The sequence below is a fragment of the uncultured Tissierella sp. genome, from assembly GCF_902479755.1.
Classification (GTDB): domain Bacteria; phylum Bacillota; class Clostridia; order Tissierellales; family Tissierellaceae; genus Tissierella; species Tissierella carlieri.
In genome coordinates this window covers 66,193-93,150 of record NZ_CABSQO010000009.1, presented here as the reverse complement: position 1 = coordinate 93,150, position 26,958 = coordinate 66,193, and the positions used below count along the sequence as shown (strand labels likewise).

The 26,958-nt window shown below is 30.8% G+C and carries 25 protein-coding genes; 17 read left to right on the top strand and 8 right to left on the bottom strand.

Annotated elements, in window-relative coordinates; all coding sequences use genetic code 11:
• Positions 1–290 precede the first annotated feature (290 nt).
• Both RDK80_RS06960 and RDK80_RS06955 read left to right on the top strand, forming a co-directional pair.
• The gene (locus tag RDK80_RS06960; RefSeq protein WP_256311326.1) at positions 291–911 is read left to right on the top strand and encodes a TetR family transcriptional regulator; all 621 of its coding nucleotides are present in this window, start codon (positions 291–293) and stop codon (positions 909–911) included.
• A gap of 15 nt (positions 912–926) precedes the next feature.
• Entirely contained in the window at positions 927–1,487 is a 561-nt protein-coding gene (locus tag RDK80_RS06955; protein ID WP_308523853.1) for a GNAT family protein, read from the top strand.
• A gap of 29 nt (positions 1,488–1,516) precedes the next feature.
• On the opposite strand, the gene sufU is transcribed toward RDK80_RS06955, so the two are convergent.
• The 5 genes from sufU to sufC are packed head-to-tail and all read right to left on the bottom strand — an operon-like array spanning position 1,517 to position 6,400.
• Complete coding sequence (gene sufU / locus RDK80_RS06950) at positions 1,517–1,942, bottom strand: Fe-S cluster assembly sulfur transfer protein SufU (protein ID WP_308523852.1); 426 nt, start codon at positions 1,940–1,942, stop codon at positions 1,517–1,519.
• Complete coding sequence (locus RDK80_RS06945; RefSeq protein ID WP_308523851.1) at positions 1,932–3,170, bottom strand: cysteine desulfurase; 1,239 nt, start codon at positions 3,168–3,170, stop codon at positions 1,932–1,934. Before RDK80_RS06945 ends, sufU begins: the two co-directional genes overlap by 11 nt.
• Positions 3,163–4,215, bottom strand: coding sequence for a Fe-S cluster assembly protein SufD (gene sufD, locus RDK80_RS06940; protein WP_308523850.1), 1,053 nt, complete (start codon positions 4,213–4,215; stop codon positions 3,163–3,165). The genes RDK80_RS06945 and sufD overlap by 8 nt, the downstream gene beginning before the upstream one ends.
• A gap of 11 nt (positions 4,216–4,226) precedes the next feature.
• Complete coding sequence (gene sufB, locus RDK80_RS06935) at positions 4,227–5,633, bottom strand: Fe-S cluster assembly protein SufB (protein WP_308523849.1); 1,407 nt, start codon at positions 5,631–5,633, stop codon at positions 4,227–4,229.
• An 11-nt stretch (positions 5,634–5,644) separates the two neighbouring features.
• On the bottom strand, positions 5,645–6,400 hold the full coding sequence (gene sufC, locus RDK80_RS06930; RefSeq protein ID WP_256311320.1) for a Fe-S cluster assembly ATPase SufC: 756 nt from the start codon (positions 6,398–6,400) through the stop codon (positions 5,645–5,647).
• 211 nt (positions 6,401–6,611) lie between these two features.
• Here sufC and RDK80_RS06925 point away from each other — a divergent pair, with 211 nt between their 5' ends.
• On the top strand, positions 6,612–7,577 hold the full coding sequence (locus RDK80_RS06925; RefSeq protein WP_308523848.1) for a L,D-transpeptidase family protein: 966 nt from the start codon (positions 6,612–6,614) through the stop codon (positions 7,575–7,577).
• Between the two features lie 57 nt (positions 7,578–7,634).
• Here RDK80_RS06925 and RDK80_RS06920 read toward each other — a convergent pair whose 3' ends face one another.
• Complete coding sequence (locus tag RDK80_RS06920) at positions 7,635–7,940, bottom strand: hypothetical protein (protein ID WP_308523847.1); 306 nt, start codon at positions 7,938–7,940, stop codon at positions 7,635–7,637.
• A gap of 631 nt (positions 7,941–8,571) precedes the next feature.
• Between RDK80_RS06920 and RDK80_RS06915 the strand changes: the two genes are divergently transcribed.
• Complete coding sequence (locus RDK80_RS06915) at positions 8,572–9,393, top strand: sulfurtransferase (protein ID WP_308523846.1); 822 nt, start codon at positions 8,572–8,574, stop codon at positions 9,391–9,393.
• A gap of 44 nt (positions 9,394–9,437) precedes the next feature.
• On the opposite strand, the gene RDK80_RS06910 is transcribed toward RDK80_RS06915, so the two are convergent.
• On the bottom strand, positions 9,438–10,985 hold the full coding sequence (locus RDK80_RS06910) for an aldehyde ferredoxin oxidoreductase N-terminal domain-containing protein (protein WP_308523845.1): 1,548 nt from the start codon (positions 10,983–10,985) through the stop codon (positions 9,438–9,440).
• A 228-nt stretch (positions 10,986–11,213) separates the two neighbouring features.
• Between RDK80_RS06910 and RDK80_RS06905 the strand changes: the two genes are divergently transcribed.
• Genes RDK80_RS06905 through RDK80_RS06895 form a run of 3 tightly spaced genes read left to right on the top strand, consistent with a single transcriptional unit; the run spans position 11,214 to position 14,093 of the window.
• Complete coding sequence (locus RDK80_RS06905) at positions 11,214–12,299, top strand: ABC transporter substrate-binding protein (RefSeq protein WP_308523844.1); 1,086 nt, start codon at positions 11,214–11,216, stop codon at positions 12,297–12,299.
• Positions 12,299–13,312, top strand: coding sequence for an iron ABC transporter permease (locus RDK80_RS06900; RefSeq protein ID WP_308523843.1), 1,014 nt, complete (start codon positions 12,299–12,301; stop codon positions 13,310–13,312). Before RDK80_RS06905 ends, RDK80_RS06900 begins: the two co-directional genes overlap by 1 nt.
• 10 nt (positions 13,313–13,322) lie before the next feature.
• Entirely contained in the window at positions 13,323–14,093 is a 771-nt protein-coding gene (locus RDK80_RS06895) for an ABC transporter ATP-binding protein (RefSeq protein ID WP_256311313.1), read from the top strand.
• Positions 14,094–14,167: 74 nt separating this feature from the next.
• On the opposite strand, the gene RDK80_RS06890 is transcribed toward RDK80_RS06895, so the two are convergent.
• Positions 14,168–15,400: an aminopeptidase gene (locus tag RDK80_RS06890; RefSeq protein ID WP_308523842.1), complete on the bottom strand. Its 1,233-nt coding sequence runs from the start codon at positions 15,398–15,400 to the stop codon at positions 14,168–14,170.
• 177 nt (positions 15,401–15,577) lie between these two features.
• On the opposite strand from RDK80_RS06890, the gene RDK80_RS06885 reads away from it, so the two are divergent.
• From RDK80_RS06885 to RDK80_RS06840, 10 genes are all read left to right on the top strand, one after another.
• On the top strand, positions 15,578–16,069 hold the full coding sequence (locus RDK80_RS06885; protein ID WP_216557264.1) for a pyridoxamine 5'-phosphate oxidase family protein: 492 nt from the start codon (positions 15,578–15,580) through the stop codon (positions 16,067–16,069).
• 178 nt (positions 16,070–16,247) lie between these two features.
• Positions 16,248–17,099 carry a metallophosphoesterase gene (locus RDK80_RS06880; RefSeq protein WP_308523841.1) on the top strand — a complete coding sequence of 284 codons (852 nt, stop codon included), beginning with the start codon at positions 16,248–16,250 and terminating at the stop codon, positions 17,097–17,099.
• Positions 17,100–17,203: 104 nt separating this feature from the next.
• Entirely contained in the window at positions 17,204–17,770 is a 567-nt protein-coding gene (locus tag RDK80_RS06875; protein ID WP_308523840.1) for a TetR/AcrR family transcriptional regulator, read from the top strand.
• 75 nt (positions 17,771–17,845) lie between these two features.
• Positions 17,846–18,523 carry a hypothetical protein gene (locus RDK80_RS06870; protein WP_308523839.1) on the top strand — a complete coding sequence of 226 codons (678 nt, stop codon included), beginning with the start codon at positions 17,846–17,848 and terminating at the stop codon, positions 18,521–18,523.
• A gap of 140 nt (positions 18,524–18,663) precedes the next feature.
• Positions 18,664–19,191 carry a hemerythrin domain-containing protein gene (locus tag RDK80_RS06865; protein ID WP_308523838.1) on the top strand — a complete coding sequence of 176 codons (528 nt, stop codon included), beginning with the start codon at positions 18,664–18,666 and terminating at the stop codon, positions 19,189–19,191.
• A 104-nt stretch (positions 19,192–19,295) separates the two neighbouring features.
• On the top strand, positions 19,296–20,426 hold the full coding sequence (locus tag RDK80_RS06860; RefSeq protein ID WP_094903658.1) for a zinc-dependent alcohol dehydrogenase: 1,131 nt from the start codon (positions 19,296–19,298) through the stop codon (positions 20,424–20,426).
• Positions 20,427–20,556: 130 nt separating this feature from the next.
• Positions 20,557–22,434: a molecular chaperone HtpG gene (gene htpG, locus RDK80_RS06855; RefSeq protein ID WP_308523837.1), complete on the top strand. Its 1,878-nt coding sequence runs from the start codon at positions 20,557–20,559 to the stop codon at positions 22,432–22,434.
• Between the two features lie 81 nt (positions 22,435–22,515).
• Positions 22,516–23,982 carry a DUF445 family protein gene (locus tag RDK80_RS06850; protein ID WP_308523836.1) on the top strand — a complete coding sequence of 489 codons (1,467 nt, stop codon included), beginning with the start codon at positions 22,516–22,518 and terminating at the stop codon, positions 23,980–23,982.
• A 141-nt stretch (positions 23,983–24,123) separates the two neighbouring features.
• A complete protein-coding gene (locus tag RDK80_RS06845) occupies positions 24,124–26,256 on the top strand; it encodes an adenosylcobalamin-dependent ribonucleoside-diphosphate reductase (RefSeq protein WP_094903662.1) in 2,133 nt (710 codons plus the stop codon).
• A 252-nt stretch (positions 26,257–26,508) separates the two neighbouring features.
• On the top strand, positions 26,509–26,922 hold the full coding sequence (locus RDK80_RS06840) for a hypothetical protein (protein WP_235601401.1): 414 nt from the start codon (positions 26,509–26,511) through the stop codon (positions 26,920–26,922).
• Positions 26,923–26,958: the final 36 nt, after the last annotated feature.

Below are 26,958 nucleotides of genomic sequence, written 5' to 3'. Positions count from 1 at the left end.
CCATAATAACTCTTTCCATTAATGCTCATATCTAATTTCCCCCTTCCATATCATGTATAACACTATATCTAATAAATATTAAAGTTATTTTTATCAAAACATTATACCATGAATGCCAATAAAAGTGAATTGTTTTCCCCAGAGATGTTATAAGATATTGACATAGACATTGATGTCGTTTATAATCAAATTAAAACGACATCAATGTCTATTTTGTGTTTGGAATAAACAAATTGCTTTGCAGAATCAGAATTTGTTAAAGTACTACAATAAAAGAGAGGAAAGAGAATATGTCTCCAAAGGTAAGTAATCAATATAAAATAAATAAAAGGAAAGAATTATTGGAAGCTGCCAAAAGAGTGTTTATACAGAAGGGGTATATACAAGCAACAATGCAGGATATTATTGATGAAGCAGGTATATCAAGAGGTGCTTTATATTCCTATTTTAATAATATTCAGCATGTATTTGAGGAACTTCTCAAATTAGAAGATGAAATGGATATTCTTTATTTTGAAAAAGAGGAGAAATCTTCTTTTTGGCAACAGTTAATAAACTGGATTAAAATGCAGCAAAAAAATATTGAATCTATTAATCAATCCCTTTTACTCTGCAAGACGGAATTCTTTTTAACAACATATCGTAATTCCAATAAGACAAGTAATCCCTATGTAATAGAGCGATATAAGGAGCTAGCTTCTTCAATAAAGGGGTTTATTGAAGAAGGTGTTAAAAAAGAAGAATTCAAACCTTGTATGCCTTCAGGGTCAATTGCTCTATATATTATTTCCTTCATAGATGGGTTAATGCTAGATACATTTAATTTAGGTATAGAAGTGACTAAGGTAAATGAGCAAATTGATATTTTATTTTTTACATTGAGAAAAATGCTTTGTCCAATTATAGAATAGTAAAGGAGTGTTATTATGTTATTTGAGTCTTCTAAAATTATTTTAAGAAAGATGACATTACAAGACATAGAGTTATATCATATATGGAGAAATGACATAGAGGTTATGAAATCCACTTCTCTATTTTTAGATATTTATCATATTGATGATACTAAAGAGTTCGTTAGTCAAGTAATTTTAGGTTCTGAATCTTCAAGGAGCTATATAATAGTGGAAAGGGAGTCTAATAAACCTGTAGGAATTACTTCACTAATTAATATTGATTATAAAAATCGTAATGCTGAATGTATTATTGATATTGGAGATAAGACATCATGGGGAAAAGGCTATGGAACAGAAGCGATGAAATTGCTTCTTAATTATAGCTTTCTTGAAATGAATCTGCATAGAGTGTATCTAAGGGTCTTTTCTTTTAATAATAAAGCTATTAAACTATATGAGAAAATAGGTTTTCAACATGAAGGAAGATCACGAGAAAGCATTTTTAGAGAAGGGAAATGGCACGATATAATTCATATGGCAATTCTTCAAAATGAATATATTAAAAGAGATTATGTGGATAGAGGTGTAGAGTAGTATCAAAATAGAGACGGTTTTTACCGTCTTTATTTTGATATTGCTTCCCTTAATGTATGCCATGCCAAAACAGCACATTTTACTCTAGCAGGCATGTTAGAAATATTTTGAAGAACCATAGCATCTTCTAATTTCTCTAGTTTATTTTCGTCAGTGATTTCTTTTTTAATCATACCTATAAAGATTTCTACTAAATTTAGTGATTCCTCTATAGTTAAGCCCTTTATTAAATCTATCATCATAGATGTAGATGCTTGAGATATGGCACATCCAACTCCAGTAAATGAAGCATCTTTTATTATATTTCCATCAAGCTTTAGGTGCAAGGAAATATCATCACCACAGCTGGGATTATGCCCTCTTTCAGTGATGTCTGGATCTAATAAGGATTTCTTATTGTGTCCACTTTTATTATGTTCCATAATAAGCTGAGTATAAATTGAGTTAAGATCCATAACCTAACCACTTCCTTACATTTTTAATTCCTTCAATAAATTGGTCTATATCTTCCTTTGTATTATAGAGATAGAAGCTTATCCTTGAAGTTGCAGGAACATCAAGATACCTCATCAAAGGTTGACAACAGTGATGTCCTGCTCTAAGGGCTACACCATATGAGTCTAAAATAGACGCTATATCATGGGGATGTATATCATCTATTGTAAAGGATATTATGCCGCCTCTCATATTTAAGTCTTTAGGACCTTGAATATTCACATAAGGTATAGACAGCATTTTTTCCAATGCATATTCTACTAGGATTTTCTCATGTTTATGGATATTATCTAGACCTATATTTTGCAAATAATCAATTGCTGCTTTAAGTCCTACAGCTCCTTCTACATTTTGTGTTCCAGCTTCAAACTTATGTGGAAGGGGGGCAAAGGTAGCTTCCTGTTCATAAACATATTCTATCATATCTCCACCCATTAAAGATGGAGGCATACTTTCTAACAATTCTTTTTTACCATATAATACTCCTATTCCCATAGGACCTAACATCTTATGGGCAGAAAAAACAAAGAAATCTACATCAAGATGTTGAACATCTACTGACATATGTGGAGTACTTTGAGCTCCATCTATTATAACTATAGAGCCTCTATTATGAGCGTAGTCTATTATTTCACTAAGAGGGTGAATAACTCCCAGAACATTAGACATCTGAGCAATAGATACAATCTTTGTCTTATTGGTTATCTTTTTCTTTATTTCTCCTAGAGAAATCCTTCCTTCTTCATTTAAATACATGTATTTCAAGACTGCATTTTTCTCCTTTGCTATTCTTTGCCAAGGGAGGATATTGCTATGGTGCTCTGAGATAGCTAATACTATTTCGTCATTTTCTTTAACGAATTCCCTTCCATAGGAATAGGCAATTAGATTGATGGACTCCGTAGTATTTCTAGTAAAAATAATCTCTTCTATATCTTTAGCATTGATAAACTCTCTTACTTTTTCCTTAGCTAAATCATATTCCTCTGTAGCCCTTATACTAAGCTGATGAGCACCTCTATGAGGATTTCCATGAGAGACCTTGTTATAGTCACTCATGGCGTCAATGACTTGTATAGGTTTCTGTGTTGTAGCACCATTGTCTAAATATACTAGCCTATTGTTATTTATTTTTTGATTAAATATAGGAAAATCTTTTTTTATTTCTTGAGGATTTAGTTTAAGCATCTATAATTCTCCTCTCAACTTCACTGCTAATTAATTCACGTAAGTCTTTTAAAGGAATTTTATCGATTATCGGTCTAAAGGATGCTTCTACGATTAATTTTTTTGCTTCTCTCTCGCTCAATCCTCTGCTCATAAGATAAAAAAGCCTATTTTCATCAATTTGTCCTGCACTAGCTGCATGTTCTCCTTCTACGTCATCTTCACCGCACAATAATGCTGGTATGGAATCTGATTTTACAGTAGGATCAAGTAATATTACATACTCTTCCTCAGAACCTTTGGAGTGTCTGGCACCTTTCTTAAAATCAAGATTTCCTCTAAATACTTTTTTAGATTTATCTTTGAGAACTCCCTTAGTTTCGATATTACTTATACTTCTAGGACCACAGTGAATCATGGAATACTCCAAATCCATTTTGCGTATGCCATCACCTAGATATATGGAAGAAAGGTTGGATTCACTTGCTTCACCCTCTAAAACAGTGTAATAGCTAGAACCGCTAATGCTGCATCCTAACTCCACAGATATCCAGTTTACCTTTCCTTGTCCTTCCACAAAGGCAATATTTGAATCGAAGTTCCGAGATATATCGTTCATCCTTTGCAGTTTTATTATGTTGATTACTGAATTTTCTTTTGCATATACAATTGTAAGTCCATTATGGAAAGCTTCTATTTCTTCATTGGAGCTGTAATCAATAACAATTGTTGCTTGGCTTCCAGTTTCAGCTATAATAATATTTTTATCTATAACAATAGGATTATCATTATCCATATTAAATTCAACTTTTATAGGACTATTTATTTTAGTATTCGGGGGAAGGGATAAGCCTATGCCGATGTTATAAAATTTATTGACAAAGGAAACAAATCTATCTCCTACCCCTTGAATTTTAGGTGCATTAAAATAGTTATCCATATCTTCATTTGTTCTATTTAATTCTGCTCCAATAGGAAGTTCTCCTTCAATTTTTATATAATCTTTTGTGTAATTCAAAACATTAGGAAACTGAAAATTCTCTAAACCAATTCTTTTCCAAAGCATTTTATCCCTCCTTATCCAATAGAACCTTCAAGTTCTATATTAATCAAGTTATTAAGTTCAACAGCATATTCAAGTGGGAGCTCCTTAGTTATTGGCTCCACAAAACCTCTGATTATCATTGCCTTGGCTTCTTCTTCGCTAATTCCTCTGCTCATAAGATAGAAGATAGCTTCATCACTGATTCTACCTATTTTAGCCTCATGGCCTATGTCTATATTGTCATTATTTAATTCTATTATAGGCAAAGTATCTGATCTGGATTTATTATCAAGCATTAATGATTCACAGGATACTGATGATTTGCATCCATAGGAATCCTTAGCCACCTTAAGGAGTCCTCTATAAAAGGCATGACCTCCATCTCTGGAAATAGACTTGGAATTAACCGTTGATGTTGTATGTGGTGCTGCATGAACAACCTTTGTACCAGTATCTAAATACTGTCCTTTTGCAGCGAAGGTGACTCCTGTAAATTCTGATTTTGCACCTTCTCCCCTCAATATACTCATAGGATAAAGCATAGTGACTTTGGATCCAAAGGAGCCAGAGATCCATTCTATAGTACCATTTTTATCTACTAAGGCCCTTTTTGTATTTAAGTTATACATATTTTTGGACCAGTTTTCTATGGTACTGTATCTCAAAGTTGCATTTTCTCTTACAAATAGTTCAACACAGCCAGCATGAAGATTGTTTACTTTATATTTAGGAGCAGAACAGCCTTCTATGAAGTGGAGTTTTGCTCCTTCTTCCACAATTATTAAGGTGTGCTCAAATTGACCTGCTCCTGGTGCATTAAGTCTGAAATATGATTGAAGGGGAATATCCACTTGAATTCCAGCAGGGACATATACAAAAGAACCTCCTGACCAAACAGCTCCATGGAGGGCAGCAAATTTATGGGCATTTGGAGGGATCAAAGTCATAAAATATTCTTTAACTATATCTTCATATTCTTCTAATGCAGTTTCCATATCGGTATATACTACACCTTGTTCTACTAAGTCCTTTTTGATATTGTGATAGACAACTTCTGAATCATATTGTGCTCCAACTCCAGCTAGGGCTTCTCTTTCCGCTTGGGGAAGACCTAATAATTCAAAGGTTTTCTTTATATCTTCGGGCACGTCATCCCAACTATTCTTCATATCAGAATTGGGTCTGATGTATGTTATAATATCATCCATATCAAGATCTGATAAATCTGCTCCCCAAGCAGGCATAGGTTTACTGTTATATATCTCTAATGACTTCAATCTAAAATCAGTCATCCATTGCGGCTCGTTTTTTTCTCTTGAAATTTCTTTTATTATTTCAGGACTTAAACCTTTGTCTGATTTATATTTGTAGGTAAATTCATTTTTGATATCATAGATTCCCCTGTCAATATCTTCAATATATGTTTTTTTTCTTTCCATATTTTTCACCTCTATTTGCTGGAAAACTCAGCTTTAATATTCTCGTATCCTCTTTCATCAATTTCCTTGGCTAATTCTATTCCTCCAGTTTTAACGATTTTTCCATCAAGTAAGATATGGATATAATCGGGTTGAAGATAATCGAGTAATTTATTATAGTGAGTTATTACTAATATAGAATTCTTTTCGTTTTTAAAATTCTTTACACCCTCAGCTACTATCCTTATTGCATCTACATCAAGTCCGGAATCTGTTTCATCTAGGATTGCAAGCTTGGGATCAAGAGTGGACATTTGAAGGATTTCATTTTTCTTCTTTTCTCCTCCTGAAAATCCTAAATTTAAATATCTAGAGGCATATTCATCTTTCATTTCTAGCTGTTCCATTTTTTCCTTTAGTAATTTTTTAAAAGGAATAAGCTTTTGAGTTTCTCCTGAAACAGATGTCTTTGCAGTTCGCAGAAATTCTTCTACTGTAACACCGGGAATTTCCTCTGGGTATTGGAAGGATAGAAATATTCCTTTTCTAGCTCTCTTATCAGGTGCTAAATCATTTATCAACTCTCCCTCAAATTCTATTTCTCCATCTATAATTTCGTACTTTGGATGTCCCATTAAAGTATATGCCAGAGTTGATTTTCCTCCACCATTAGGCCCCATGATAATATGGATTTCACCATGATCAATGTGGAGATTAAGTCCTTTCAAAATCTCCTTATCCTCTATATTTACCTTTAAATTATTTATACTAAGTAAATTATTTGGCATAAAAACCCTCCTTTATATGAAAAAAGTTATCACTTGATAATGATTATCATCAATGTAAGTATAATTATATACTTGTGGTTTAAAAAAGTAAATAGACTAATTTACTAGGAATTAATTGTATTTTAATTTTACTCATAAATCCTTCGCTACAAAGAATACAATAAAAGAAGACATATAGATTATAAAATCTAGTAGAAAGGGGAGGCTTGAAATGCAGTTAAATAAGTTTATAGTAATGTTTATGATACTTCAGCAAGTCATAGTTGGTGGTCAAGTAAAGAATGATTTAAGCCATATAGACACAAGTATTGTAGAAAATATAGAAATTGAGGAAGAACTAATGGAAGAAGAGTTTGAGGAAGAAGTAACAGATGAACAAATAGAAAAAAATATGGAGGAGGTTATAATAGAAATACAGCAAGAAGCTCAGAAAGAATTCCAAGAAGAAAATAAAATAGAAATTATTACAAAATTTAATGTTGATGGGTTGATATTAAAGGAAGGGATATCTAGTGAAGAAGTTGTAAGACTCAAGAGGTTTTTAGAGAAGAAAGGATATGTCGATATAGTAGGAGGATATTATTATGATAGTAAGACAAAAGAGATAGTAGCTAGATATCAAAGAGAAAAAGGACTGACATCTGATGGTATAGTTGGTAAGAATACATATCAAAAGATAAATGAAGATATGGAATTAAATAAGATAAGTGTTCCAGGAATAGAGTTGGAATTTACAACTGAAATCCCTGGAGGGAATTTTATAATAATTAATAAAAGCAATAATACCTTATATCATTTATCAGGAAAAGAAATAATAAAAAGATATCCTGTAGCAACTGGAAAAGCTCCTGAGTATACTCCAGAAGGTAAATTTACAATAGTAACGAAATATGTGAATCCATACTGGGGAGGAGCAGGAAAATATAAGCCTGTAAAGGGAGGAGCACCAAATAATCCTCTTGGCAAAAGATGGATGGGATTGAATATAAAAGGTGGAGGGTCCTATGGTATACATGGAAATTCTGATAAAGAAAGCATTGGAAAATACGTATCCTTAGGTTGTGTTAGAATGTATAATCAAGATGTAGAAATACTATATCAGCTAATTGATAAAGGTACACCTGTATGGATAGGAAATGAAATAAAGCTCAAAGAATACGGTATATTATTTAAATGAATATTAGACTACGCTTTTTAAAAAGCGTAGTTTTAATCTAATTGAAGTTCAAGTTCATTAATTTGCTTCTTTAAATAGATCTATTTGCTTACGAAGATGTTGGCTTTTTTCATCATTAGATTCAATAACTTGTTCTTGAGCTGCTGCTGTTAAAATAGATTGACCTATGCTTACAATAAAATTTCCAAGTGAATTTTGTTGGTTTGCATCTAAGCCATCAATCAATAGAACGCCTATCAATGATGCTAAGATTGCAAATTGTTTTGGAGGCAAGGAAAAGAAACATGAATTACATGTGTCCTTAATATGATTTATGTTTGAAATATTATTATCTTTATTACCGTATGTTTCATTATTCTTCATATCTAAGTAGCTCCTTTCATAAATAAGTCAATTTTGAATATTATAATCAATATAAATAAGCTCATATATATTATATTATATTATATTATGTTGCCATTTCATAAAGTTGAGAGTATAACAATATAATGACAAAAGATTAAATTAACTGTTGATAATTAAATATGATATTGCTATAATTCTAAACTAATACTTGAGTTCTGTAAAAATGAAGTAATAATTAGTAATGTTCTGAAAAACAAATATGCTTAAATTTTTAATCTATATTAAATAAAAGTTATCTCATAAATAAAAATGACATAAGAATTATGCTATATACAAATGTTAATATTTTGTATTCAAATCGAGAAATTTATATCTATATTTAAAGATGCAATTTGTGATATGTCTAGACTCAAATTTAGTTATCTAAATAATTTAATATGTAGTCTAATAAATGTGGAAATTATGAGTTGTATTTGAAATATAAAGAATATAAGGATAAATATTTTTAATACTTTATCTTAAAAATTTTATGATTGAAAGAAAAACATAATATAAAATAATTGTCTAATATAGGATAGAAATGGGTAAATAATAGAATATAATTAAGCAATAGATATAAATAATATAAGTAAATTATATGGAGGTAATGATGAAAAATACTGTATCTCAAGAATGGTTAATAAATAATATATTAAAAGATAATTTAATTATACTAGATGTTAGAGCTGAGTTAGATAATCCTGATTATGGAATTGTAGAATATAAAAATGGTCATATAAAGGGAGCACAATTTGTTTCAGTTGAAGATATTATGACAGGTAAAGTCAGTACTCATGGTGGCAGACATCCATTACCTGATATGGAGAAGTTCATAGAAGATATGAAAAGACTTGGCATCAATGATGATTCTACAATAGTTATATATGATGATGGGGATCTAGCAATGGCAGGAAGATTGTGGTGGCTGCTTAAATACTCTGGAAAAAATAATGTTTATATTTTAGAAGGAGGCATAAAGGCTTGGAGTAACAGTGGGTTAGAAATAACAACTGAAATTCCCGAAATTGAAGAATCTAAATCATTAAGCTTAAATATAGATTCTTCAATGGAAGTAGATATAAATTATGTAAGGGGTGCTATAGATTCAGATAATATAGCAATAATCGATTCAAGGGCAGCTGAAAGATATAGGGGAGAAGTAGAGCCTATAGATAAAATAGCAGGTCATATTCCAAACGCATTAAATTATCCTTGGATGAATTTAGTAGTAGATGGAAAGATAAAATCTAAGGAAGAGTTAATTGAATACTTTAAAGACCTAGAGAAATATGAAGAAATAATTGTACATTGCGGATCTGGTATCACAGGTACAGTAAATTGTATTTTTATGGAAGAAGTAGGACTTAAGCCAAAGCTATATGTAGGAGGATATAGTGATTGGGTTAGCTATGAAGATAATATTGTAATATGATAGAGGATAGCGTTGCTATCCTCTATTTTTTAGTAGAATAATTCTTAGTTTTTATGGAAATATCTATATAATACTTTTACAAATTCAGGAATGGTCTTAGACACATTAGTCAATTTTACTTTTCTTTCGTATTCTTTTTCATTTTTTATTGTTTGAAGTGCATACTGTAAAATATCTTTTTCACTTGCTCTTACTCCTGTTTTGTAGAAATACATATCTGATAATAAAGTTAAGGCTTCATCATTATCTATAAAAGCAAAGGAAGCAAACAAGCAGAAACCAAGATTCTCTAAAGCAATTATATAGGCGTATAGATAGTCTAAGTCCGACAATCCTAGTAATTTAACAGCATTTGACTGGATATCTATATTAAAATTATCTTCTTCTGTTATAGAGGGCCTTGTTACCATATCTTTATACTTTTCTTTTTCTCTAAATAAATTATATATACCTGAAGTTTTGCTACCTAGTACTCTACCTGCTAATGTCATATTTTTAACTTCTTCTAGAGCTTTGTCCATTTCTTCCGTAGTACCTTTTATATCTTGAAGATTAAAATAAATATTACAGCTAAATATAAATTCAATACAATCTATCCCTAGTTCAAAGCATCTTTTTGTAAAGTTTTTTACATAGTGCTTATCATCTATACCAAATGACGTATTTAATGCTGCATAAGCTTCACTTTCAGTAGGAGCAGAATAATAATCTTCACCTGTTTTAGCATGTCTATTTAAGCATCCCACTACACAAAGAGGAGAACATGTTCTATTTATTTTAAATTCTGTATCTTTGTTATTTCCTTTAGAACTTACCTGACTGACATCAATATTTTTACCTTGCTTTAACATTTTCATTAAAGTAATGGAGCCAAGTCCGGGTAGAGCCTTACCACAGATAGGATGTTCTATTATGATTCTAGATAAGGACTTTGAAGCTTGTTTCATATTTTCTTTATCCAATACATTGGATTTAAAATAAGCTTTATTCTTGGCAACTATAGTTTTTATACCTTTATGTCCAAATACATCACCAATACTATTTCTAGCACAATAGAATGAAGGATTACCTTCTGGGTATGTACTAAATAAGGTTGATATTGGTAATAAATTTTCTCCTGAAGGGCCTATGCCAATGATTCCACAATTTCTTCCATAAAGATTATGTATCATGTCTATAGTATGAGAGACTTCCATTTCTTTAATGCTGTCTATAGTATTTAAAGCAATATTGTCTTCTTCGATTACTATAGTTAAAGGGATTTTATTCGTATTTCTCCCTAATATAACAATAGCATCTATATTAAATGATGCTAATTTTTGTGATATAGTTCCTGCTAAATTTGAAATTTGAATACCTTCATCTTTTGATCTCTTTGTACCTACTATTAGTCTTCCTGTACTAGGTGCAAGAGTTCCTGAGAAAAGCCCTGGAACTAATACTATTGCATTTTCATCTGTTAATCTTTCTGTCTCTGGAGAAACTTCTTCATTTATAATTTTTGCAATAAGACCTCTGCCATAGTCGGGAAAATTCTTTTCCTTCTTAATAATCTTTCGGTTTGTAAGATTTATATAAATTATTTTACCCATAAAATGCCTCCTAAAATTCATCTTAAAAAGGATTATACCATTTAAAAAGTATCTTTTTAAATTAGGATAATCTATACTTGAAAATTAGTTATAGATAATTTTAAAAGGATAGTTAAAATATTGACATGAAAAATTATATATGATATACCTTACATATGTTGATGATGGACAGATATAGGAAACTAGAACAGTATATTAATTGACTAGGAAAGGGTGTGGAAGATAAAAATGAGTTTTTGTAAAAGAGGAATTTTGATCTTATTAGCTATTGTATTGACTATATCCATGGTAGGTTGTAAGCCAAAGGATGAGCCTAAATTAGACGAAGGAACAGGAGATGTATCGGAAACGCTACAAATAGAAGAAATAGAGAAACAATCGCAAGAAAGTGGAAGTATCACTATTACGGATCATCTTGGAAGAGAAATAATACTTGACAAAAGTGCAGAAAAGATAGTAAGTGGTTATTACATAACTACATCCATGATGATAGCTTTAGGACTAGAAGATAATGTAGTAGGTATAGAAGCAAAGGCAAAATCAAGAAATATTTATGCATTAGCAGCACCTGAGTTTCTGGAGCTTCCAAATGTAGGTACTGCAAAAGAATTTGATTTAGAAGGTTGCATTGCTCTTGAGCCAGATCTTGTAATTTTACCTGTTAAATTAAAAGAAGCAGTAGAAAGCCTTGAGGGACTAGGTATAAATGTAATAGCGGTAAATCCTGAAGATATGGATTTATTAAAAGAAACATTGATAATGATTGGTAAAGCTACAGGGACTGAAGATAGAGCTAAAAAATTAATATCCTATTATGATGAAAAGATTTCAGAAATTGGGAAGATAACTGAAGATAAAGAACAAAAGAAGGTTTATCTGGGAGGAAATAGTGATTTTCTTTCTACTGCACCAAAGAAAATGTATCAAAACTATATGATAGAAACAGCAGGGGGGATCAACGTTGCTTCTGATATAGAGGATACCTATTGGGCTGCGATTTCCTATGAGCAGCTATTAGCTTATAATCCAGATGTAATTATTATAGCACCTAGTGCTGATTATACAAAGGATGACATAATAAATAACAACAAATTATCTGCAATATCTGCAATGAAAAACCGCCGAGTTTATGTAATGCCAGATTCCTTTGAAGCATGGGATGCGCCTATACCATCGAGTATTTTAGGCACAATGTGGCTGACAAGTATATTACATGAAGAAGACTACTCAAATGATACTTTTAAACAAGATGTGGCTGATTTTTATAAGGAGTTTTATGATATAGAAATAAATAAGGAAGATATTATAAAGTAATGAATGTTAATGATAGAATATTGGTAAGAAATCATAATAAAGAGTTTATACAATATTTAATAGCCTCCACATTATTGGGGGCTGTTTTTCTAATATCAATAGGAGTAGGTAAGTATCCTATTAATATTAGTGATATCTTAAAAATTATCTTTGGTGGTAAAGTTGAACCTACTGTAAAAATGGTGTTTTTCTCTCTTCGTCTTCCTAGGACCATTATGGTTACCATAGCAGGAATAGGGCTCAGTATAGCTGGCAGTGTATATCAAACTATTTTTAAAAACCCCCTTGCAACACCAGACATTATAGGAGTTGCATCAGGTGCAAATCTAGGAGCAGCCATAGCTATTATCTTTATTGCAGGTGGAACCTTCACTATAGCTATATCTGCCTTTGTAGGTGCTATAGTGGCAGTATTTACAGCAATAGGGCTTACTAAGATATCAAAGGATAAAGGAATTTCAACATTTGTACTTTCAGGAATTGTAATTAGCTCTATAACCCAAGGTTTAATAATGATGTTAAAATTTTTCGCAGATCCAGAGCGTCAGTTGGCAGCAATAGAATTTTGGTCAATGGGAAGTTTTGCAGGAGTTACAAAAGAAAAGGTAATATCCATATTACCATTTTTTCTAATAGGCATAACAATACTTATTTTACTAAGATGGCAGATTAATGTATTGTCTCTGAGCGATGAAGAGGGGAAAAGTTTAGGCACTTCTGTGGAATTGATACGTTTAGGTGTAATCATAGCTGCAACTTTAGTAGTGGCTAGTATTGTTTGTATTACTGGTTTAATATATTTTATAGGTTTAATAGCTCCTCATATAGGAAGAATAATCACAAAGAAAAATGATTTTCATACGACTATTTTAAGTGGATTTATTGGAGGCATAATTTTAATTATAGCAGACTGTCTTGCAAGAAGTTTGGCAGGCAGTGAGATTCCTATTAGTATATTGACTACCTTTATCGGAGCACCATATCTGGCGTATTTAATGACTCGCTTGAAATAGGAGGATTATAATGGATTTGATGAAAGTAGAAAATATAAGAGCAAGGTATGATAAAGAGTTAATAGTTGATGATATTAATTTAACTATGAAAAGTGATGAGTTTATTGCACTTCTAGGTTTAAATGGAACAGGGAAGACGACCCTTCTAAAAGTGATTTGTGGATTACTAAAACCTAAGAGTGGTAAATGTTTAATAAATGGTATGGATATCTATGAGTTTAGCGAGAAACAAAGGGCAAAACATATTAGTTTCATGCCTCAACGACATAGTATAGTTTATGATACAAAGGTATTGGATGTTGTATTAATGGGTGTAACTCCATATCTTGGAGTATTTGAATCTCCTACAAAGAACCACAGAGAAATGGCTTACAATATGCTGAAAAAAATGGGAATAGAGAAATTTGCAGAGGAAAATTTTCTTCATTTAAGTGAAGGGCAAAAACAGCTTATTATAATAACTAGAAATTTAATGCAAAACTCAGAGATTATGTTATTTGACGAGCCAGATAGTGCTCTTGATTTTAACAATAGGCATATGGTCTTATCTAAAATAAGAGAAGTGATAAAAAACGAGAATAAATCTGGATTGATTACTTTACATGATCCAAATATGGCACTTAATTATTGTGATAAAATAATAGTTTTAAAAGATAAGAAAAAATTTGCTGATTTTTATACTACCAATGTAGATAGAGAGTTTCTTATAGAAGTATTCACTAAAATATATGGTGAAATTGAAATAATAAAACATAAGGAAAAGTATTTAATAATAAAATGATAAATAAAATTCTCATTTCTAGTTTGAATTATAGATTAATTCTTACCCAAAATGAGAATTTATTTTTTATTTATCTAAAATACCCAGTTTCCATCTTTAAATAATTCAACTACATTTCCATTCTTTTCATATGCAGTAATATTTAGTTGTGGTCCACCTACCATAAAGTCCACATGGATTAAACTAAAATTAGCACCTTTAGCCGTTAATTCTTCTTGAGTCATATTGGAGCCATTTCTCATAGCATAAGCATAGGCACGACCTAAGGCAAAATGACAGGAAGCATTTTCATCAAATAGAGTTTCATTAAATAATATACCAGTATTGGATATAGGAGAATCATCTTGAACTAAAGCAACTTCGCCTAAGTATCTAGCTCCTTCATCATTTTCTAAGAGCTTTTCTAACACGTCATATCCTTTTTCTGCATAAAAGTCTACTACTTTACCATCTTTAAATATAAATCCAAAATTATCTACAATTTTACCATTTACACTAAGAGGTTTTGTAGCCTTTAAAGTACCATTGACTTTTAAACGATGAGGTGTAGTAAATACTTCTTCTGTAGGAATGTTGGCAACATAAGAATGTCCAGCTTGACTTTCTTTAGCTCCACCCATCCAATAATGTTCATCGGCTAAATACACTTCTAAATCTGTGCCAGGACCTTTAAATATTAACTTTTCAAATTGTTTCTCATTTAAGAAGTTTCTATACTTTTTAAGATTTTTATCGTGTATTTCCCACGCCTTTACGGGATCTTCTTGATCAACTCTAGTAGCAGCAAAGATATTTTCCCAAAGTTTTTCTATGGAATTTTCCTCATCTAAATCAGGGAATACTGATTTTGCCCATGAAACTGACGGCATAGCAATTATATTCCATTTAGTGACCCCGGTCATTCTGTATTTCATTACAGGAGCCATTGCTTGTGAAGCTGATTTTTGACTTTTAGCAACTATTTCTCCGTCAATATCTTTTAGTAGTTCAGGATCAGATGCAAGAATAAATATATGATGGTAATTATCCTTATACATAGCCTCTAAGGAGCTTACTTTCCATTCTGGGAAGTTGTCAAATACATAATCCTTTCCGTATTTAAACCTTAATAAGCTGATTTCATCATCAGCAAGCTGAAACTCTACATGCTTTGCTCCTACTTCATAGGCTTTTTTTACTATTAATCTTGCAAGGGGTAAGGTATCGGCATTACCAGTTACTATAAGACCTTCCTTTTCTTTTAGATTAACACCAACTTTTACAGCTAGTTCAGCATATTTCTCTAGATTGTGTTCAAAATTATTCATTACGACCTCCTTATATAACTTAGCATTTATACATTAACTTTATTGTTATCATTATTATCATTATATTCTTTATTTTAATAATCTTAAAGAATAATTTACAAAAAAAGTAAAATAATAGCTATGAGAGAGTAAAAGTAAAGTTATACAAGCATTAAGAATATTATAGGAGGTGGTTTGGTGAATAATAAAAAAGTGTCAGCAGAAGAGTTGAAAATTATGATAGCTGAATTTCTCAAGGAACATAAGGAGGGTTCTCTTGCTACATGTATGAATAATATACCAAGGAGTAGTCCTGTTCAGTATTTTGTAGGGGATAATATGAATATTTTTATACTTTCAGCAGGTGGAGAAAAATTTAATGCAATAGCAGAAAATCCTAATGTCTGTTTATTAGTTAATACAGATTATATTAACTATAGACAAATTAGAGGGGTACAAATATTTGGTACAGCAGTAACTAGTCTAATGGATAATGGAATTTTTGGAGAGGCCAAAGATCAATATTCTGACTCGTATGTAATGGAGAAAGAAAAGGATATAAAAGTTATAAAGATAGTGCCAGAAGAAATTGTTTATTTGGATTCTCTAGGAGATGGAGATAGAACTAAGCAAATTCTTAGATACAATAATGTGATAATAAAAGAAGATAGAGAACCCATATATCTTTAGTAGGGCAAAAACAAATAGTAGGGAGCATATCCCTACTATTAATTATTTCTTTATAGTAATTTTAGTATTTATATTTATAATTTCATTGTAACATATATGTAACTTACTCAACACTTGAATTAGGTATAATATATATAAAATTTAGTTGTGATTTACTAAAATATATATTGGGGGACATATGATTAAAGAAAAACGAAAATCTAAATTTATTATAACGAATAGGAAAGTTCTACTTATAATTTTTATTTTATCAGCTTTTTATAATGGACTTATTGTGAAGAACTATAAGATAAGAACCGATAAGATATTAGATAGTCATTCTATAAGAATTGTGCTTATATCAGATTTACATAGTCATGTATATGGTAAAAATCAAAGTAAGATTATAAATAAAATAAAAAAGCAAAATCCCGACATAATTGCTCTAGCTGGTGATATTGCAGATGATATGGTTCCTATAGAAGGTGCTAAATTATTTTTAGAAGGTATCAAGGATATTGCACCTGTCTTTTATGTTACAGGCAATCATGAAATTTGGACAGGTGAAGTAGATTATATTAAGGAAGTTTTTAAATCCTTTAATATAATTGTATTAGAGAATGATTATAGGAAAGTAGATATTAACGGAGTTGAGTTAGTTATGGCAGGTGTAGATGATCCAGATATAATCAAATATGAAAGACCCCAGTCTAATTGGAATGAAGAAATATATAAATCATTTTCTAATATAGAAGATGTATCGGGATATAAGGTGTTATTATCTCATAGACCAGAAGCTGTTGATTTTTATAACTCTTTACCTTTTGATATGGTACTTTCGGGGCACTCTCATGGTGGACAGGTACGTATTCCATTTATATTAAATGGACTTTTTGCACCAAATCAAGGATTTTTTCTCAAATATGCTGGAGGAGTGTATGAGCAGGAAAGTTATACTCACATTGTAAGTAGAGGGGTGTCATTTAATCCAAGATTACCTAGAATATTCAATCCACCAGAAATAGTAGTTATAGATATACAAGGTCAATAAATATATAAGAGGTTCAATTTATTGTACTTGAAAAATAAAGCTTGACAATAAGGAATTATTATTATATTATGAACATGAACAACGTTCACGAGGTGAAATAAGACATGGAAAACTATAATAAAAATTATAGAGAGATTATTTTATCAGAAGCTAAAGATATTGCTATGAAGGAAGGTATTTCAAATATAAATATTCGTGCTGTTGCTAAGAATAGTGGAATAGCCATAGGTACAGTATATAACTATTTTCCTTCAAAAGGAGATCTGCTAGTAGCTATTATTGAAGATTTTTGGGAAGGTGCTTTTGCGAATGTTGATTGGCAAGATCTCTCTTACAATAACTTCTATGATAATTTAGGGAAGATTTATAGCACTTTATATCATTATCTTCTCAAATTTAAAGAAAACTGGCTAGAACAGCTTGCTTTACTAAAGACACAGGAAAAGATACTTGGAAAACAAAGGGAAAATGAATATTTTGAGAAAATCTATTCTAAGATTAAAATATTAATGGATATGGATAATGAATTAAGACAGTATTCATGGTCAGAAGCAATCTCAAAAGAAAAAACAGCAGAATTTATTTTTGAAAATATGCTTATTATGCTTAGAAAAGAAGAGGAAGATATAAGTTTTTTTATAGCAATTCTAAAAAAAATAATGTCAGATTAAAATCATACTACAGTATGATTTTTAATTTGAACATCAATGAACAATGTTCATCAATATAATTAAGGAGTGATTATTATGCAGGCAATTATGGAAACTTTATTTGATGCAGTTTATTTAGTAGGGGTTATTACAATAGGAATGATAATGATATTAAAGGGTGGAAACAACAAGCAATTTAAGTTATTTGGTATTATGGCTGTTGTATTAGGGGTAGGAGATTCATTTCATTTAATACCTCGGTCATATGCTTTACTCACAACAGGATTAGAAGCCAACGCTGTTGCACTTGGGATAGGAAAATTTATAACATCTATTACAATGACCATCTTTTATGTAATTTTATATCATATATGGAGACAGCGTTACAGAATTAGGGGGAATAAGGGACTTACATTTTCAATTTATGCTTTGAGTATTATACGAATAGGATTATGTGTTTTTCCTCAGAATGATTGGTTAAACTATAATGCACCTGTTTCATGGGGAATATATAGAAATATTCCATTTGCTATTATGGGTGCTATTATTATCTATATTTTTTATTCTGAAGCAAAGAAGTGTGATGACAATAATTTTAAATTCATGTGGCTGGCGATTGTATTATCTTTCGTTTTATATATACCTGTAGTGCTATGGGCTAATACAATTCCATGGATTGGAATCTTAATGATACCAAAAACTCTTGCCTATGTTTGGGTAGTATTGATGGGTTATAAAGAATTTAGGTTCAATGAAAAAAAGAAAGCTTTATAAGAAATAAGACGTTATATCTTCTAACTACTATAAAAAATAGTTGGATTAACTAGGTCATAATAGGGTATCACTAAAAAACAAACAAATAATAAATAAAATAATTAATAAGATTATAATAAAAATTAGAAGGAGAGATATCCATGACAAATTTCCATAGCCAAGAAATAGATTTGAATACTGAGAAATACTCTCAGATAATAGAATATATCCTCAAGAAGCATCATACTCCGTTAAAAAAGGAATTACCAGAATTAGAAAAATTAGTATATACAATATTTAAAGTTCATTTTGACGATTCTGGAGATGTTCTTGAAAAGGTTCATAGATTATTTGGAGGATTAAAGACAGTGTTAGAATCTCATATCATTAAAGAAGAGAGAAAGTTATTTTATATGATAATTGACTATGAAAAGGAACCTTCACAAAAGCTGTTAGAAAATATAGTAGAGGAAATTGAGAATGTTGAGAAGGATAATAAAGAATTAGAAGGGCTAGTTAAGAAAATTCGAGAGATTACAAATGACTACTTAGTTCCACCTACAGGATGTCCCACTTATGTAAATACTTACGATAGACTGAAGGAATTAGAGATAGGCCTATTACAGCATATAGATATAGAAAATAATATAATGTTTTATAGATTGAAAAAAGAAGCTAATAAGGGATAGTAGGATAATTTCCTACTATTTTCTATTTTTCTACTTTCGGCTATCATTGCATATTCATACCTTACTTGGAAAAGATAATCCTATAACTTAATTGGAGGGATTTCATGAGGGCAATAGTATATGAGGGAATAAATGATGTGAGGGTAGCAAAGGTTGATGATCCAAAGATACAAAATGAGGATGATATTATCGTTAAGGTAACATCAACAGCTATATGTGGATCTGATTTGCACTTAGTTCATGGAATGGTACCTAATATGCCAAAGGGATTTATTTTAGGGCATGAAACCATGGGTATCGTAGAAGAAGTGGGTAAAGGTGTAAATAAGGTTAAAAAAGGTGATAGGGTTATTGTTCCTTTTCCAATAGCGTGTGGACATTGCTGGTATTGTGAGCATGATTTATGGAGTCAATGTGATAATTCCAATGATAATGGAGAGGCTGGAGCTATATTTGGATATAGCAACACCTATGGAGGGTATGATGGAGGTCAAGCAGAATATCTTAGAGTACCTTATGCAAATGTAGGTCCTACAGTTATACCTGAAGAACTAACGGATGAGCAGGTACTATTTCTTACGGATATATTACCAACTTCTTATTGGGGAGTTGAAAACGGTGGAGTAAAAAATGGTGACACAGTAGTAGTACTAGGTTCTGGACCGGTAGGACTATTATCTATGAAATGGGCAGCATTTAAAGGTGCTAAACGAATAATAGCAGTAGATAGAGTTGGATATAGATTAGAGCATGCTAAAAGATACAATGGTGTAGAAGTAGTAAATTTTGAAGAATATGATAATACTGGAGAATATATAAAAGAATTAACAAATGGTGGAGCAGATGTAGTAATTGATTGTGTTGGAATGGATGGAAGGATGTCGTTTATTGAAAAGATGGAAACTGCATTAAAACTTCAAGGGGGCTCAAAATCTGCAATTGAAATATCTACTCAAGCAGTTAGAAAAGGTGGAACTATATCTATGGTAGGGGTATATGGTGCTAGATATAATATGTTTCCTTTAGGGGATTTCTTTTCAAGAAATATTACTATAAAAATGGGCCAATGTCCTGCACATTCCTATGTAGAACCTATTCTTAAGCTTATTAATCAAGGAAAGTTTGATGCTACTGATATAATAACTCACAGATTATCCTTAGATGAAGGAAAACATGGGTATGAGATATTTGATAAAAAAGCTGATAATTGTATTAAAGTAGTATTAAAACCTTAAAATAAAAACTATCACTAATATTTCTTGTTCTTGACATAAAAAAATAAATATGGTACATTTTTCTTATTAGCACTCTAACACTTAGAGTGCTAATAAAATTATAATATAAAAAAGGAAAGGGAAGATATCTATGGAAAGAAAGGAATTTAGAGCAGAGTCAAAGCGTTTGCTTGATTTGATGGTAAATTCAATTTACACACATAAAGAGATATTTTTAAGAGAGCTGATTTCCAATTCATCTGATGCTATTGATAAGATTTATTATAAAGCTTTGACTGATGAGAGCATAAGCTTTAATAAAGATGATTATTACATTAAGATTATAGCAGATAAAGAAAATCATACATTGACCGTATCAGATACAGGAATTGGAATGTCGAAGGAAGAATTAGAAGAGAATCTTGGTGTGATTGCAAATAGTGGTTCCTTTGCATTTAAAAATGAAAATGAATTAAAAGATGGCTTTGATATAATTGGCCAATTTGGTGTTGGATTTTATTCTGCATTCATGGTAGCGGACAAGGTAACAGTTATAAGTAAAACCTTTGGAGCCAATGAAGGATATAAATGGGAGTCTGAGGGTGCTGAGGGATATACAATAGAGCCTATAGAAAAAGATACTGTTGGGACAGATATAATACTTACAATCAAGGAAAATACAGAAGACGAGAATTATGATGAATTTTTAGAAGAATATAGATTGAGGGGAATTATTAAAAAATATTCTGATTTTATTAGATATCCAATTAAAATGAATGTTACAAAGAGCAGATTAAAGGAAGGCTCTGAAGATGAATATGAACAATATGAAGAAGAGCAAGTAATAAATAGCATGGTTCCAATATGGAGAAAAAATAAAAATGAATTAACAGAAGAAGATTATAAGAATTTTTATACAGAAAAGCATTTTGGATTTGATGAACCTATAAAGTCAATTCATCTATCTGTAGATGGTGTCGTAAGGTATAATGCTTTATTATTTATACCAAGTCAAATTCCTTATGATTTTTACACAAAAGAGTACGAAAAGGGACTTGAGTTATATTCCAATGGGGTACTTATAATGAATAAGTGTGCTGATTTACTTCCAGATTATTTTAGCTTTGTAAAAGGAATTGTAGATTCAGAAGATTTATCCTTAAATATATCTAGAGAGATATTACAGCATGATAGACAATTAAAGTTGATTGCAAGGAAGATAGAAGATAAAATTAAAGATGAATTAACTTTAATCCTAAAGAATGAAAGAGAAAAATATGAGGAATTCTTTAAAGGATTTGGAAAACAATTGAAATTCGGAGTTTATAGTGATTTTGGAATGCACAAAGAAGTATTACAAGACCTGCTTATTTTCTATTCATCAAAGGAAAAGAAAATGGTTACCTTAGAGGAATATGTAAGTAGAATGCCAGAAGAGCAAAAATATATCTATTATGCAGCTGGCGAATCTGTAGAGAGAATTGATAGATTGCCACAAACTGAATTAGTAAAGGATAAAGGCTACGAAATTTTATATTTCACAGATGATATAGATGAATTTGCAATTAAAATGCTAATGCAATATAAGGAAAAGGAATTTAAATCTGTATCGTCAGGTGATTTAGGTATAGAAGCTGATGAAAAGGATAAGGATAATGAAAAGGAAATAGAAGAAAATAAGGAGCTATTTTCATTTATGAAGGAAAGCTTGTCAGATAAAATAAAGGAAATAAAACCTTCTAAGAGACTTAAAAATTATCCTGTTTGCCTATCTAGTGAAGGGGAACTTTCAATAGAAATGGAGAAAATCTTAAGTCAAATGCCAGATAATCAGGGTATAAAGGCTGATAAAATATTGGAAATTAATATACATCACCATGTATTTGACACATTAAAATCTGCCTTTGAAAATGATAAGGATAAACTAAAGCTTTATACTAACTTATTATATAATCAAGCCTTATTAATAGAAGGATTACCTATAGAGGACCCTATTGAATTTACAAATAATATATGTAAGCTTATGTAGCGTGAAAGGGGGCGGTTTTTTTGCATGGAAAGCAAAAAAACCGCCTATGCATTCATCTCAATGCTTTAGAAAGGAGAAAATATGAAAATTTTAGTACCAGTTATAGTTGGAGCAATCATAGGATATTTTACAAATTGGCTTGCTATAAAGATGCTGTTTAGACCTCATCATGAGAAAAGAATAATGAATATAAAAATACCCTTTACTCCAGGCCTTATACCGAAGGAGAGAGAGAGGATTGCTAAAAGTATAGGGGAAACAGTAGGAAACTATTTATTATCACCAGAAACTATAGTTGAGGCTTTAGCCAATAAAAGAACGGATAGAGAAATTAAATTGTGGTTAGAAGATAAACTAAACAAATTAAAAGAAAACCAACAATCTATGAAGGGGATTTTAGATAATTTGCTAGGTGAAAATTATGATAGATTTATAAAGAAAGCAAAAGAAAATTTAAAGAATATAATAATTTCTCATATCAGGAGTCAACAATTTAAAACGTTAATATCTAAGGCTATTGAAGATAAAGTAAATAGCTTTGATACTGAAGAAATTTATGGATTAGTAGATGAAAAGTTGAGGGGATCTTTAATTGAATTATCAAAATCCTCAGAGCTAAAGAATGGAATAATCAGACACCTGGATTCAAAGCTAAATGAATTTGCTCAAGATGAAAGAATGCTGTCACAATTGATTCCAGAGGAGTTATTGGCTGCTATAAATCAGTATATTGATGAAAATGGAAATGAAATCGGATATAGTATAAGGACGAGTTTCAAAGATCCTGAAATACAAAGAAAAATTAAAGATTCCATTTCGGAGCTTATCTCTCAAAATATGTCTAAATTAATTATTGCTTTTATTAGCCCAGAGTTAATTTCTGATAAAGTATTTCATATGATTGAAAAATATATAGATAGTGAAGATGCAAATAAAAATATAGTTATGCTTGTTAAGGCTTCAATAGATAAACTACTAGAATCCAAGGCTTCAGAGGTGGTACCAAGACTAATGGAAACTATTGGTCATGACAGTCTAGCAAGAATTTCGGATGTATTAATTAATTATATTTCTGATGAAAAAAATTATGATATTATGTTACAATTGATACAGGATAAACTAAAAGCTTCAGAATTAAATAACAAGGAAAATATAATAAATTACTTAAATACTAATATAGACATAATATTAAATTCAACTAAATTAGAAGAGAGTATCTCTAATTTTACTCAAATTATAGTAGAACAATTTTTGAACAGACCTATTTCTTCTATGGCAGGAAAAATAAATAAGGATATGATTACAAATATTTATAATATAGCTAGAACTATATTTGAAGAATTTGCTATACATGAATTGCCACATATTATTGAATTGTTTAATATATCAAAGATTGTAGAAGATAAGGTAAATAGCTTCGATGTGGATTTTACTGAGGAATTGATTTTAGATATTGCGAATAAGGAACTAAAGGCTATTACTTGGTTAGGAGCACTTTTAGGAGGTGTACTAGGTATATTGACCCCTTTAATTCAGATGTTATATTAAGATAATATAATATACTTGATTTTCAAGTTAATATTTGATAAATTGGGTATATGTAGTATACGAATAACATATATAACACTATATATAGTTGATTGTAATCTATTTTTAACTATTAAGGATTCATTATAAAGGGGGAGCATTATGTTACATGTTGAAAAGCGAAATGGCAATATAGTTGTATTTGAGGAAGAGAAAATTGTAAATGCAATTAAGAAAGCTATGGGAGAAACGGATTTAGGCATCGATGAAGATCTGGCTCAAGAAATTGCCCATAAGGCTTTTATAGATTTTAGTAAATTAGAAGTAGTAAATATAGAAAAGATTCAAGATTTTGTAGAAGTTGAACTTATGAAATCACGTCCTGATGTAGCTAGACTTTATATTATTTATAGAGAAGAGAGAGCTAAATTAAGAGAACAAGGATGGGTAATGTCAGATCTTCAGAGAGATATTTATGAAAAAAAGTATCGCTTTGAGAATGAATCCTTTGATGGGTTCTTAACTAGAGTCAGTGGTGGTAATAATGCTATTAAAAAAGCTATAAAGGATAAAAAGTTTATGCCAGCAGGCCGTATCTTAGCTGGGAGAGGACTAGACAAATTTGGTAGGAAAATCACTTTATCAAATTGTTACGTAATGCCAAAAGTTGAGGACAATATTGAATCCATATTTGATACTGCAAAATACCTAGCAAGAACTTATTCCTATGGTGGCGGTGTAGGACTTACTATTTCTAAGCTAAGACCAAAGGGGTCTAGAGTAAATAATGCTGCAAATACTACAACTGGTGCTGTTTCCTTCATGGATTTGTTTTCTATGGTTACAGGATTAATTGGTATGAGAGGTAGACGTGGTGCTTTAATGCTCAATATGGATTGTAATCACCCTGACATAGAGGATTTTATTGATGTCAAAAATGATTTATCTAAAGTGAACTATGCAAATATATCTGTTAATATAGATGATAAATTTATGAATGCAGTGAAAAATAATGAAGAATATGATTTGTATTTTAAGGTTGAAGCAACTGGAGAAGAAATTAAAAAGATTGTCAATGCTAGAGAATTATTTGAGAAATTATCTAGAAACAACTGGAATATGGCTGAACCGGGAATATTGTTTCAAGATAAGATAAACTCTTGGCATCTAATGAGTGAGGATAAGGATTTTGAATTTGCAGGAGTTAACCCATGTGCTGAAGAGACTCTTCCAGCTTTTGGTAGTTGTAACTTATCATCTATCAATTTAGCTGAATTTGTAAAAAATCCATTTACTAAGTATGCATATTTTGAATATGAAAAATTTGGGCAAATGGTAAGGGATGGTGTTATTTATTTAAATGAAGTATTAGATGAAAATATGGAACTACATCCTTTAGAGGAACAAAGGGAAATGTCAAGAGAGCTAAGACAAATTGGCCTTGGAATTATGGGATTAGCAGATATGTTTATTAAATTAGGAATAAAATATGGAAGTGAAGAATCTATCTCTTTAATCCATAAGGTAGGGCATACTATGATTAATGAAGCTTTAAGACAATCAGCTTTAATGGCTAAAGAATATGGTCCGTTTCCAAGATATAAGAGGGAGGCAGTACTCAACTCACCTTTCCTTTTAGAAAATGCAACTGAAGAAGTATTAGGATTAATTAAAGAATATGGACTTAGAAATAGCCAGTTGTTAACTATACCACCTACTGGAAGTATTTCAACTTTAATAGGATGCAGCAATGGAGTAGAACCAATATTCCAAGTATCCTATACTAGAAAGTCAGAATCACTTCATAATATTGACACATATTATAAGGTATTTACACCTATTGTTAAGGATTATATGGATAGAAATCATATATCTAAAGAAGAAGATTTACCAGATTTCTTTATTACAACTTCAAACTTAAATTATAAAGATAGAATTGACGTTCAAGCGGCATGGCAGCAATACATTGATGCTAGTATCTCATCTACAGTTAATGTACCTAATGAGTTTACAGTTGAAGAAGTTGAAGAACTATATATATATGCTTGGGAAAGAGGTTTAAAGGGAGTTACTATCTATCGCGACGGTTGTGCAAGGTCTGGTATCCTTATTACAGATAAGCCAAAAGAAAACAGACTAGATAAAATAGATGAATTGAAAAATGAGTTAAATAAGTTAGCTGCTGAACAAATAAAAGAAAATCCAGAGATTTGCCCAATGTGTGGGGGTACTATGATGCATAGTGGCGGATGTGCAGAGTGTCAAGATTGTGGATATAGTCCATGTTCATTTTAATCTAAAAGCGACAGGGAGATATATATCTCCCTGTCGTATTTATAGCCCAAGGGAAATCATATTAAATAGAAATAGATTTATACTAATTATCTGATTAATAAAAAGAAATTTGAATTTAATGAGACTTTTTTGTTTATGAGTTTCTAAAAAGCTTCCTTAAGTTTTTTAGATTTCAATAGAAATTTTTTTATTTTTTAGTGAAAATTTTATCAGAATAGGATATAATATAAAAAAGTACAAGGAGTTGATTAAGTGCACGGTGAATCAGGAGGACCATTAAAAAAGATAGAGAAATGGATGAAAAGCTTTATTCTGTGGATAGAAATCTTATTGGCAACTTTTATTATGATAACGGTTCTTATAAGTGGAAAAGATATTGTTGTCCTTATTTACACTGTTTTTGTCACAGAGGCTAGTGCATCCTATGAAATTTTACAGGGATTACTAACTCATATACTATTATTAGTAGTTGGTTTGGAACTTGCACTTATGCTAATCACTCATTCTGCAGGAAATGTCCTTGAAGTAATACTATATGCAATTGCAAGAAAGATGCTAATCAGCAGTTCCAATACTATGGACATACTTTTGGGAGTAATATCTTTAGCAATAATATTTGGGGTTGATAAATATTTGCATACAAAAGATGTTAAGAGGCTTTTTTAAGTAGATAAATAAACCCATTTTGAATATAGAAATTGA